Source organism: Kitasatospora sp. MAA19 (assembly GCF_029894125.1).
Lineage (GTDB): Bacteria > Actinomycetota > Actinomycetes > Streptomycetales > Streptomycetaceae > Kitasatospora.
In genome coordinates this window covers 1-11,797 of the sequence record NZ_JARXYZ010000056.1, presented here as the reverse complement: position 1 = coordinate 11,797, position 11,797 = coordinate 1, and the positions used below count along the sequence as shown (strand labels likewise).

Here is an 11,797-nt window from a genome sequence, read left to right as displayed (position 1 = left end):
CTGCGGCCTTGTGCGCGGGGCCCGGGCGGCACCGGGCCGTAGCTGCTGTACCTAGAGTAGTCGGACGCGTTCCGACGGTTAAGAGGCTGCATTCCGGATGGCGGGATCGCGCACCAGGCGGTGCGGCGCCGGGTCCCCGCCGGGGTTGGTTTGGACCACTCGGTACGGGTCGGGGGTACCGCGCGCCGGAGCGTCGTGCTCCGGTCCCGTGTTCACGTGCGCCCGGCCGTGCCCCCTGGCCCCACCGGCTGGTCGGCGATTCGCTGGTGGTCGTGGGTCGGCCCGCCGTCGAGGACCCGGCGGGCCGGGGGATACCGCCGCCTCAATCCCCGCGGGCGGCGGGCTGAGTCCGGGAGGGCATGCGGATGCCCTCCCGGGCCGAGCGACGTCTTTCGGCCATCTCGCGATGCCCATGCCAAAGGCGGCGCGGGGGGCGGTCCGGGCCGGGGAGGGGGAGGCCCGGCCCGCCCTGCGGAGCGCGCGGACACGTCAACACCCGGTGGCCGAACCGGGATCGGCGACGGAACCGGGAGCGGCGGCAGAGCCGGCAGCGGGAGCGGGACCGGCTACGAGAACGAGGCCGGAAGCGGGCCGGAACCGGAAGCGGGACCAGAACCGGGAGCGAGGCCGGAACCGGAAGCGGGACCAGAACCGGGAGCGAGGTCGGAACCGGAAGCGGGACCAGAACCGGGAGTGGAACCGGAACCGACAACACCGGCCACGGGAGCGCCAACCGGTGGCACGATGTCTCCTGACGGCGCGCCGGTACGCGGGGCGGTCGCCACGGCACGCCGTAGACCGGCGAGGAGCCGCCCGGCGGCGCGGACACGCCGCACGGGTGCAGGTCCTCGTCCGGTGGAGGCGCGATGCGGTGGCTGACGGGCTGGAGCACGGGCACACCCCGGGCGGGCACGCCGGCGCACGAGGCACTCGGCACGGTCGCGCCGATCGCCGCACGCCCCCTGTGGGCCGGCCCCAACCCGCTCTGGGCCGTCGGCGACTGGCGACCCGAGGAGATCCGCCTCGCCACCCTCCGCCCCGGCGCCCCCGCCGCGGTCACCACCGGCCCCACCGCCCCCGACCCGGTCGAGGACACCCCCGCCACCCTGCGCCTCGCCGTCCTCGGCCACTGCGGTGCCACCGACGCCGAACTCGCCGCCGGCCTCGCGGTCGCCCGTGGCGGCGCCGTCCGCCACCTCACCGCCTGGCCCGGCAGCTACACCGTCGTGCTGCGCACCGGCACCCGCTCCACCCTGCTGCTCACCGACCTGGCCGGCGCCCAACCGGTCTTCCACACGCCTTGGGCCGGTGGCACCGCGTACGCCACCGCCGCCCTCCCGCTCGCCGACCTGGTCGGCGCCCCGCTGGACACCGGCCACCTCGCCGCCCGGCTCGCCTGCCCCGAATCGCCCGAGGCGCTCGGCTCCGGCACCCCGTACCTGGGCGTCCAGCGGGTGCCGCCCGGCCACGTGCTCGCCATCCGCGGCGGCCACCCGTACCTCTCCGCCTACGACGACCCCGCCGTCCGCGAGCAGCCGCGCGACGAGGCGCCCGCCGTCCGCGAACTCACCCGCGCGCTGCTGGAGTCCGTCCGCTCCCGGATCCGCACCAGCGGGCCCGCCGCGCCCGTCGGGGGGCCCGGTCCGGTCGGCCGTGCCCGGCTCGGCGTCGACCTCTCCTACGGCACCGCCTCCGCCACCGTCGCCCTGCTCGCCGCCGCCGTACCGCTGCCGCCGGTGCCCGCGAGCGCCGCCCCGGAGCAACCGCCGGCCATCGGCGCCGGGGCCAGGAACGGCGCGGTCAAGGGCTCCTGGGCCCGCGCAGCCGCCCAGGGACCCTCCGCCCCCGAGCAGTTGGCCGCCGTCACGCTCGGCGAGACCGAAGCCCCGACCACCCTCGCGCTCGCCCCCGACACCCCCCGACTGCGGCACACCGTGCTCGACCCCGGCCCCGAGACCCTCCCGTACGCCGGACTGCGCCCCGACGCGCCCGCCGGTCGGCTCACCGACGAGCCCGGCCCCGAACTCGTCGCCGCCGCCCGCGCCGAGGCCCGCTTCGACGCCGGCGGCACCGACCACCTCACCGGCTACGGCGCCCGCCAGGTCCTCGACGGGCATCCGGCCCGGCTCGCCGACCTCATCCGGGCCGGCCGCCCGCGCGAACTGCTGCCCCCGGTCGCGGCGCTGGCCGGCGCCGACCGGGCCGTCGCGGGCGTGCTGGCCGGCGCACTGCGCACCCCGCTCACCGTGCTCCGGGCCGCCCACCGGCTGTCCCGGGTCCGGTACGCCGAGGCGCTGGACGACGCCGCCGCCAAGCTGACGGCCCGGCACGCCCCGGGCGACGGTGGCACGGCGGGCGACCGCTCGGCCGGTGACCTCGCCTGGTGCGTTCCCGGGCCGGCCGCCCGCTGGCTCTCCGACGAGGCGCTCTCCGCCGTCGCCCTCCGGCTGCGGCTGGCGGCGCGCAGACCGGCGCCCGACGAACACCCAGGCGCACACCGGGCCCGGCACGCCCTCTACCGGCACGCGCGCTCGTACCGCACCCTCGTCCACGCCGCCGAACAGCCCGGCCAGCGGCTGCACGCGCCGTTCCTCGACAACCAGGTGGTCCGCGCCGCCCGCCTGCTCCCCGACGACGTCCGCCTCCAGCCCGGCGCCCGGCATGCCCTCCTGCACGCCGTCCTCACCGGCGCCGGCCGTACCGACCTGCCCCCCGACTGGGGCCGCGGCCCCCGCCCCGACCGCACCGCTCCCGCCCGGGCGGGCCTGCGCCTGGCCGCCGACGGCCTCGCCGAACTCTTCGACGCCCCCCTCCTCGCCGAAGCCGGCCTCATCGACCTCCCCGCCGTCCGCGCCGGCCTCGCCGACCCCGCCACCCCGCTCTCCCCGGTGGCCCTCGCCGGCCTCGCCGACCTGGTCTCCACCGAACTCTGGCTCCGCCGCATCCGCGCCCGCCGCCACGGCGCCTGCTGGACCGGACTCCCCCTGGCCCAACCTCCCGCCCTTGCTCCCGTTCACCCGGCTTGACCCCTGCCCGCCGGGGCCTTTGCGGGTCGGCTGGCCCGGCTTCGCCGCACCCGGCCCGCCGCCGCGGCGTCTGTGGGCCGGGCTCGCCCTGGCCGGCTCACCCCCTCCACCCGCCTCCTCCCGTCCCCTGCGGCGCGCCCGGGTCGGCCCGGCGGGGGCTTGGGGGCGGGGGCGGGTGATGATGGCGGGCAGTGAGTCCGTCGGTGAGGAGGGCCGTGGTGGCCAGCGTGAGCCCGGAGCAGTCCGTTCCCGTCGTGCTGTCGGTGCTGGGGCAGCCACCGACGGGGCGCCCGCCGGGGGTGCTGGCGGGCTGCGACGGGTCGGACGGGTCGCTGTGGGCGCTGGACCGGGCGATGACCGAGGCGGAGTTGTTCGGCCTGCCGCTGTATGTGCTGGCCGTGGTGAATCCGGCCCCGGCCGGCTATCCGCCGGGGATGGCGGAGCTGGTGCGGGAGAGCGTGGAGACGCTGGTGGAGAGCATGGCGGACGGGCTGCGCCGGGCCGTGGCGGCCGTACAGGGGCAGCGGGCCCGGCCGTACGCGGGGGAGCTGTCGCTGCACGTGGTGCTGGGGAACGTGATCGAGGTGCTGTTGGAGGCCTCGACCCGGCAGCACACGCTGGTGGTCGGCACGCGCGGGAACGGGGGGTTCGCGCGGCTGCTGCTGGGTTCGGTGAGTTCGGCGGCGGTGCACCACGCGGTGTGCCCGGTGCTGGTGGTCCCGGCGCCCGCGGCGGGCTGACCAGAGCTGACCGGGGATGACCCGGGCTCGACCCGGGATGGCCGGGATGGCCGGGGTGTCGGGAATGTACCGAGATGGTTCACCGTTCACCTAATCCGACACCCGTCCCGTCCCCATCCCCTGGAGTGCCCCGCATGAAGGTCGAGATCTGGTCCGACATCGCCTGCCCCTGGTGCTACATCGGTAAGCGCCGCTTCGAGCAGGCCCTGGAGGACTTCCCGGGCAAGGAGGGCGTCGAGGTGGTCTACCGGCCGTACCAGCTGGTCCCGGACGCGCCGGCGACGGCGAGCCCGCACCGCGCCTGGCTGGCCGACCGCTACGGTCCGCAGTCGGTGGCGATGGACGCACGGGTGACCGAGCTGGGCCGCTCCGAGGGCATCGCGTACGACTTCGACGCCGCGCTGCACGCCAACACCTTCCTGGGCCACCGCCTGCTGCACCTCGCCGAGGTCGAGTACGGTCCGGCCGTCCAGGGGCGGCTGAAGGAGGCGCTGCTGAAGGCGCACTTCACCGACGGCGTCGACGTCGGCGACCGAGCCGCGCTGACCGACGTCGCGGTGGCCGCCGGCCTGGACCGGGAGCGGGTGACCGCCTACCTGGCGGGCGACGAGGGCGTCGCCGAGGTCCGCGCGCAGCTGGCGGAGGCCCGGGAACTGGGGATCACCGCCGTGCCCACGTTCGTGTTCGAGGGCAAGTGGGCGGTGCAGGGCGGCCAGGAGGCCGAGACCTTCCGCAAGGTGCTGGAGCAGGTCGCCGCCGAGATAGGCGAGCGCCGACCGGCCCCGGTCGAGGTCGCCCCGGCGGGGGAGGCCTGTGCGGACGGCTCCTGCGCCATCTGACCCCTAGCCATCTGACCGCTAGCCATCTGGCCCCTCGCGATCAGTCCGCGCGCGATCGGACCGCACGCGGCTGAACCCCGCGCGATCAGCCGCCGACCCCGCGCACAGCCCCCGCCGAGGCCCGCTTCAGGAGCACCTGAAGCGGGCCTCGGCCCAGTCCGCCACGTTGAGCGCCGACCAGATCCCGTGCACCGGGGTGACCACCAGCCGGATGGACTTCTGTCCGGCCAGCGGCACGTGCACCGGCACCGCGTCGTCCCCGGCGGCGAGCGGGTGGGAGCGCCACAGCGTGCTGCCGTCGCCGCTCTGGACGGAGAAGACCACACCGCCGGGCGTGAGCGTGGCGTCGTCGACCCCGGCGACCGCGTCGAAGGACGTGCAGCTGCGGTTGAGGTCGATCAGGGTGGTCGCCGGGGCGCGCACGGTGATGGCGTGCGGGTGGCGCTCGCCGCCGATCCAGGCGCTGTCGTGCTGCCAGAACCAGTCGCTGCCCTTCTGCCGGATGCTGGGCCCGGGCGGCGGCACCCGATTGTTGCCGGGCTTGACCACGGGCAGCGAGTCGGCCCAGAAGTCGGTGGGCGCGGGCGGCGACGGCGGGGTGATCGTCGGGGTGGGCACCGGCGGCGTGGTCGGCGTGGGGACGACCGGCGGCTCGGGTGTGGGCACCGGCGGCACCGTGGGCGTCGGCACGACGGGGACGACCGGGGCCGGCGACGTGGGGGTCGGCTTGGGTGCCGGCGGGCCCGAGGTGACCGGCGGCGCGGCCTTCGGCGTGGTCGGGGTGGCCGTCGGGGCGTGCGTCGGCTGGGCCGCGGGCTTCGCGCTGGGGCTCGGCGCGGGCGGCGCCGGGGCCGCCGCGGCGGGGGCGGGAGCAGGGGCCGGGGTGGGCGGCACGGGGGCGGGGGCCTGCGGGCTGGGCACGGCCGGGGCACTGGTGGCCGGGGGAGCGGCCGCCGGGGGCTTGGGTTCGGGCGAGCCGGTGAGCGCGTAAGCGGCGACGGCGGCCGCAGCCACCGCGATGGCGGTGGTGATTCCGGCCTTGGCCGCGGTGCCCAGGCCCTCACCGGCCACGGCGCCGGCACCGGCCGCGCCCGCGCCCGCGGCACCGGCACCTGCGGTCCCGGAGGTGGCCGCCGCGGTGCCCGCGGCCGCACCGCCGACCGCGGCGACGCCGCCGACGGCGGCCGCGGCCGCGCTGAACCCGCCGACCCCGATCCAGACGAGCACGCCGCCGGGCAGCAGCGCGCGCAGGCCGGTGTTGATCTCGGTGAGTTCGAGGCAGGCGGCCGTGCAGCGGTCGCACTCCTTGAGATGCCGTCCGACCTCCGCCGAGGCCCGCTTGCGCAGCGACCCGCGTGCGTACGCGCCGAGCCGGTTGGCGTACGACTCGCAGGTGCTGTCCTGGCTGCCGGAGACGTGCGCCTGCAGGAAGGCGGCGGCGAGTCGGTCGCGGGCCCGATGGGCCTGGACGGCGGTGGCGTTGGCGGTCTTGCCGAGCATCACGGCGACGGTCTTCGGGGACTCCCGCTCGACCTCGGTGTGCCAGAGCACCACCCGGTCGTCCTCGGGCAGTTCGGCGTAGGCCTGCATGACCATGCGCTGGTCGGCCATGGCCATCGCCCAGGCGTCGGCGCCCGGGTCGGCCAGGTCGAGGTCGACGACGGCGGCCGAGGTCTGGGCGAACACGCTGAAGTCGTCGACGAGTTGCTCGCGCCGTTCGCTGCGGGTCCAGGCGGCGGCGACGTTGCGGACGGCGGTCAGCAGGTAGGCGCGGACGGCGAACTCCGGGCCCTTGCCCGCCCGCAGGGCCTGCAGGGTGCGGGCGAAGACCTCGCCGGCGAGGTCCTCGGCGGTGAAGCTGTCGCGGCAGCAGGTGCGGGCGTAGCGGCGCACCGAGTCGGCGTGCCGACGGTAGATCTCCTCGTACGCGCTGTCGTCGCCGGCCCGGACCAGGGCGGTCAACTCGGCGTCGGAGGGCGGGCGCTCGCCGTCGACCGGGTCGGCGGGGGCGGGCACGGTGGGGCGGACCGGGCGGCGGTCGCCGACGAACGCCTCGGGGGCGACGCCGCCCCGGCCCGCCGGGGCCTGACCGGGCACCCGCCCGGGGGGCAGCGCGGCGTCGGAGGCGGAGAGGGACTCGCGGCTGGGCATGCCGGCCTGGTCGGGGACGTGTCCGGCGGTCGGGCCGGTGGCCGAACCCGGTGCGGCGCCGGGTACTTGGGAGGGGCCGCCGGAGGCCATGGCAGGACCGTCAGGCGCACCGCCGGTCAGGCCGCCGGACAGCCCGCCGGCTCCACCGGACAGCCCGCCGGCTCCACCGGCCAGTCCCCCGGTTCCCCCGGCCAGGCCTCCGGACGGGCCGAAGTCGAGGCCGTACCCGTAGTCGTTCTGTTCCTCGGCGCTCACAACGGACCCCAGATTCCACGACAGCCCCCGTAGTGTGGCAGGGCGCGCGGGAGTGCGTAGGCGCACGGTTCCCCGCTGTACGGCGCCGACGGCGCGCGAAGGGCGCGCATCGGGACATTGGCTCCAACCACGGGCAAAGGATGGCATAGCGCAGGGACGGGCGGTAGCCGGACCGGCCGGGACCCACTCTTCCGAGGGGCCGTCGCGGATGTGTTCGCCCAGCACACGGCAGCAGGTTGCGTGCCGCCCGCACCCGGCGCGCGTGCCTGGTACGCGCGCCGGTCTCCCGTCCAAGTCCCGTTCCCGCCACGTGTTCCCACCGAGCGCGGCGGCCGCCCCGGCGGTGGAGCGTCAGCGCGCCCGCAGACCGTCCAGCAGTATCGCCAGCAACCGGTCCGAGGGCCCGGCGGACGGCTGCCCCTCCGCCTGCGGGACACCGGCCGAGAACCCGGCCGTCGCCGGCACGGTGCGGGCCGCGTGCACCGGCACCGAGGCGGTCAGCACCAGCACGACGTCCGACACCGTGACGCCCGGCCGCAGTTCACCCGCCGCGCCGGCCCGGGCCACCAGGGCGGCCAGCAGCTGCAGCAGCAGCCGGGGATCCGCGTCGGCCGCCGACGGCTCGACGCCGGCACCGCCCTGGGCGTCCTCACCGCGCAGGTCGAACCGGACGGCGGCCGGCTCGGGCACCCGCTGTTCGGGCACCCGTCCGAGCTCCTCCGCGTACCGGAACGCCTCCGGCGGCAGCAGCCGCCCGGCGCCGGTGCCGACCGCCCGGGCCAGGTAGCCGGCCAGCGCCTCCCAGGCACCGCCGCCGCCGTACAGCGACTCCCGCGCCTGTGCGGTCAGCCACGCCACCTCCTCGGCGGCGATCCGCTGGACCAGCACCTCCTTGCTCGGGAAGCGCCGGTAGACCGTCCCGACGCCGACCCCGGCCCGGCGCGCGACCTCCTCCATCGGCGCGCCGTAGCCGAACTCGCCGAACACCTCGCGGGCGGCCCGCAGCACGCTTTCCAGATTCCGCCGGGCATCCACCCGTAGCCGGGCCCCGGGGACGGGCGCGGCGGCCTGTGGCGGCTCCGCCCGGTAGGGGACGCCGGGGTAGGCCGCCCCGGACTGCGGCGGCAGGTCCACCGGGCCGCGCTGTTCCGGCACCATGCCCTGGCCGGCGTGCGGTGCTCCCGCCCGCCCCAACACCTGCTCCTGCTCCATCATCCCAACTCTCCCCCGCAGGCGCCCGAACCCGGACCCTGTCGTCGCCCGCCCCTGCACCCCCCGGTGCAGCTCAGCCCGTCAGACATGACCTGATGATCCATCGCTCGTGCCGCCCGTCCGGTTCCGTGACCACGGTTCGTGCCTCCGCGCCGGTTCGCGTCCGGCTCGGCGCGTCGGCACCGTCCGGGGCCTTGTCCGGGAACTACCCTTCCCCGGATGACTGTCCCGCAGTCGGGTTGTCGAGCCAACGCTGGAACTGGCCGTAGTGGCCGCTCCACGGTGCGTCGCCGCCGATTGTCATGGCGGTGGCCGCTCCGGCACACAATCCGACCATAGTTCACGGCTCTTCGTGTCCGAAAGTCCGTCAGAAAGTAGCCCGGGCAGCACAACTGGCCACACCGGTCGACTCCCGTCCCATCCGGCGCGGTACGGACTGTGGACAAGACCACCCCTGCCGGTCCTTCATAGGGGGGCGTGAGGGGGGACACCCCCGGCCGCGAGGCCGGGACGAAGCGTCGATCGGCTGGAGGTGCACCATCAGAATCCTGATCGCCGGCGGAGGCTGCGCCGGTATGGCCACCGCGCTGCACCTCCAGCGCGGCCTGCGGGAACGGCTGCGACGCGGCGAGGTGGAGATCACCGTCGTCGAGCCCCAGGCCTACTTCACCTACCACCCGCTGCTGGCCGAGGTCGCGGCCGGATCGATCGACCCCCGGCACGTGGTGGTGCCACTCCGCCGCGCCCTGCCGGACTGCCGGGTGCTGACCGCCCGGATCACCCGGATCGAGCACGCCGCCCGTCGCGCCTTCGCCGACGCGGCGAACCCCGGCGAGACCCCCGCGCCGATCGAACTCCCCTACGACGTCCTGGTGGTGGCGCCCGGCTCGGTCTCCCGGACGGCTCCGGTGCCGGGCCTGGCCGAGCACGGCCTCGGCTTCTCCACCGTCGGTGAGGCCGTGGGCCTGCGCAACCACGTCCTGGAGCAACTCGACCTCGCCTCCGCCACCCGCGACCCGGCCCTGCGCCAGTCCGCGCTCACCTTCGTCTTCGTCGGCGCCGGCTACGCGGGCGTCGGCGCGCTCGCCGAACTGGAGGACATGACCCGGTCCGCGGTGCGCGGCTACCACAACGTCGGCACCGAGGACCTGCGCTGGGTCCTGGTCGAGGCCACCGAGCGGATCCTGGCCGAGGAGTCGCCGGAGCTCGCCGAACACACCCTCGGCCAACTCCGCGAACGCGGCGTCGACATCCGGCTGCGCACCACCCTGGCGTCCGTCGCCGGCCGGGTCGTCGCCCTCTCCGACGGCAGCCGCTTCGGCGCCCGCACCCTGGTCTGGACGGCAGGGGTCCGCCCGTCCCCGCTGCTGCGCGACACCGACCTGCCGCTGGACACCCTCGGCCGGGTCCGCTGCCTCGCCACCCTGCAGGCCGTCGGCCCGGACGGGCGCGCGCTGCCCGGGGTCTGGGCGGCCGGCGACGGTGCGGCCGTACCGGACCCGAACACGGACGGGGCGCCCTGCGCGCCCAACGCCCAGCACGCCTTCGCGCAGGCCGAACTGCTCGCCCGGAACATCGCGGTCGCCCTGGACTACGGACCGCACTCCCCGGACCTCGCCGAGTACCGGCCGGGGCACGCCGCCTGCTCGACCTCGCTGGGCCTGCGCCGGGCCGTCGCCCACACCCGGCGCGGTCGCCGGATCACCGGGCGGCGGGCCTGGTGGCTGCACCGGGCCCGGCACCTGCGGCGGCTGCCGAGCGCGGAGCGCCGGGTGCGGGTGCTGATGGACTGGGTGCTGGGCGGCCTGTTCTCCCGCGAGGTGGTCTCGCTGGGGGCGGCGGGGCACCCGCGTCCGGAGTCCGGGACCGGGCTCGGCCTGCCGCCCGACGGAGGGCCGGAGGCCCCGCGGTGAGTGCCCCCGGTGCTACGAACCGGGGCGGATCGGACGGCCACGCCGGGCGGGCGACTTCCGGAATCGGGCCCTTGCCTGACAGGATCAGCCCACCCTAGTCATTACCCCGTGTGCTGATGTGCACACAAAAAGTGATGATATGCCTGGAAAACGAGGAAGCGGCCGTCGTTTGAACCTCATGCGCTGGAGCGCCCGGCTCACCGGAGTCCCTTGGCGTGCCGCCCCGCCGATCGGGGCCGGCACCGACGAGGGCGCGCCCTCCGCCGACGGCGTCGTCGTCCCCAGCCCCCGCGACCCCACCAGCCTCGCCACCGCCGCCGAACTGTTCGACCCGCACAAACCCCAGAACCTGCGCGAGGTCCTCAACCGCATCCCCGCTCCGGTGGCCGTCACCTACGGCCCGCTCCACCAGCTCGGCTACACGAACCGCGCCTACCGCGAACTCTTCGGCGACCGCACCACCGGTCTGCCGGCCGCCGAAGCCCTCCCCGAACTCGGGACCATGGGCGTCCTGCCCCTGATGGACCAGGTCATCCGCGGCGGCCGCCCGCGCAGCGTCAAGGCCCGCTGCATCCTCGGCCTCACCGGTAACCGCTACTACAACGTCTCCTGCGTCCCGCTCGGCCCCGGCGACACCGGGGACACCCCCGCCGAGGGGCCGCCCGCCGGCGTCCTGATCTTCGCCGCCGAGGTCACCGACCAGGTCCTCGCCGCCGCCCGGCTCCGCGAGGCGGAACGCCGCCAGCGCGAGGCCGCCGTCACCCTCCAGCGCAGCCTCCTCCCGCAGAAGCTCGACCAGCCGGCCGACCTCCGGGTCGCCGCCACCTACCAGCCCGGCGGCGCCGAGGCGGCCGTCGGCGGCGACTGGTACGACGTCATCGCCATCGACGGCGGCCGAACCGCACTCGTCATCGGCGACGTGATGGGCCGCGGCCTGCGCGCCGCCGCCGTCATGGGCCAGCTGCGTACCGCCGTCCGCGCCTACGCCCGCCTCGACCTGCCCCCGCACGAGGTGATGCGCCTGCTCGACGGCCTCGCCATGGAGATCGACGCCAACCAGATCGCCACCTGCACCTACGCCGTCTGGGACCCGCAGCGCCGCACCCTCTCCTACGCCTCCGCCGGGCACCTCCCCATGCTGCTGCGCTGCCCCGACGGAACGGTCCTACGCAGCGAGGAGCAGAACGGCCCCCCGCTCGGCACCGGTGACGGCCTGCACGTCTCGCACACCCTGCGCCTGCTGCCCGGGACCACCGGCGTCCTCTATACGGACGGCCTGGTCGAGCGCCGCGACGAGGACATCGACCAGGGCCTCGACCTTCTCGCCCGCACCCTCACCGGCGCCATCGGGGCCCCGGAGGTGATCTGCGCCCGCCTGCTGCGGGCGATGGGCGTGACGTCCGAGCACGACGACGACGTCGCCGTCCTGGCCTTCCACCTGCCGGCGGAGGAGGGCGTCACCGAGGCGGAATCGGCGCTTGACTCGGTCGCCCCCGAGGTCTAGTGTTCTTCGAGCTGCCTGGCAGGGAGCACCGGACACGTGTTTGCGCGGACGGTCCCGAGGTAGCCAATCCTTCGAAACACCACTTCCCGGTTCGGGCTGGGTCGCGTCTTGTCGCGTCTCGGTTCTTATTCGGCGTGCTCGTTTTATTGGGTTGCGG

General features: G+C 76.1%; 6 protein-coding genes and 1 pseudogene. 5 read left to right on the top strand and 2 right to left on the bottom strand.

The genetic code is table 11. The features are described 5' to 3' along the window. Positions 1–866: 866 nt before the first annotated feature. The 3 genes from P3T27_RS39340 to P3T27_RS39330 all read left to right on the top strand — a co-directional run bounded on the left by P3T27_RS39340 (position 867) and on the right by P3T27_RS39330 (position 4,605). Positions 867–3,026 (top strand): asparagine synthase-related protein, encoded by a 2,160-nt coding sequence (locus tag P3T27_RS39340; RefSeq protein WP_280686158.1) that lies wholly within the window; start codon positions 867–869, stop codon positions 3,024–3,026. A gap of 218 nt (positions 3,027–3,244) precedes the next feature. Continuing rightward, the gene (locus P3T27_RS39335; RefSeq protein WP_280686157.1) at positions 3,245–3,766 is read left to right on the top strand and encodes a universal stress protein; all 522 of its coding nucleotides are present in this window, start codon (positions 3,245–3,247) and stop codon (positions 3,764–3,766) included. Positions 3,767–3,900: 134 nt separating this feature from the next. Beyond that, positions 3,901–4,605 (top strand): DsbA family oxidoreductase, encoded by a 705-nt coding sequence (locus P3T27_RS39330; RefSeq protein WP_280686156.1) that lies wholly within the window; start codon positions 3,901–3,903, stop codon positions 4,603–4,605. A gap of 126 nt (positions 4,606–4,731) precedes the next feature. On the opposite strand, the gene P3T27_RS39325 is transcribed toward P3T27_RS39330, so the two are convergent. Together P3T27_RS39325 and P3T27_RS39320 are read right to left on the bottom strand one after the other, a co-directional pair. Continuing rightward, positions 4,732–7,011, bottom strand: a complete 2,280-nt coding sequence (locus P3T27_RS39325; RefSeq protein ID WP_348534203.1) for a sigma-70 family RNA polymerase sigma factor — start codon at positions 7,009–7,011, stop codon at positions 4,732–4,734. A 351-nt stretch (positions 7,012–7,362) separates the two neighbouring features. Then, positions 7,363–8,226 (bottom strand): helix-turn-helix domain-containing protein, encoded by an 864-nt coding sequence (locus tag P3T27_RS39320; protein WP_280686154.1) that lies wholly within the window; start codon positions 8,224–8,226, stop codon positions 7,363–7,365. 518 nt (positions 8,227–8,744) lie between these two features. Here P3T27_RS39320 and P3T27_RS39315 point away from each other — a divergent pair. Then, entirely contained in the window at positions 8,745–10,136 is a 1,392-nt protein-coding gene (locus P3T27_RS39315; RefSeq protein WP_348534204.1) for an FAD-dependent oxidoreductase, read from the top strand. 169 nt (positions 10,137–10,305) lie between these two features. After that, positions 10,306–11,565: pseudogene (locus tag P3T27_RS39310) on the top strand (SpoIIE family protein phosphatase); the annotation flags it as partial. Positions 11,566–11,797 lie beyond the last annotated feature (232 nt).

What these genes read in the sequence shown, in the direction of transcription:
- P3T27_RS39340 (WP_280686158.1), top strand. Translation starts at nt 867, where the DNA reads ATGCGGTGGCTGACGGGCTGGAGCACGGGCACACCCCGGGCGGGCACG.
- P3T27_RS39330 (WP_280686156.1), top strand. Translation starts at nt 3,901, where the DNA reads ATGAAGGTCGAGATCTGGTCCGACATCGCCTGCCCCTGGTGCTACATC.
- P3T27_RS39320 (WP_280686154.1), bottom strand. Translation starts at nt 8,226, where the DNA reads ATGATGGAGCAGGAGCAGGTGTTGGGGCGGGCGGGAGCACCGCACGCC.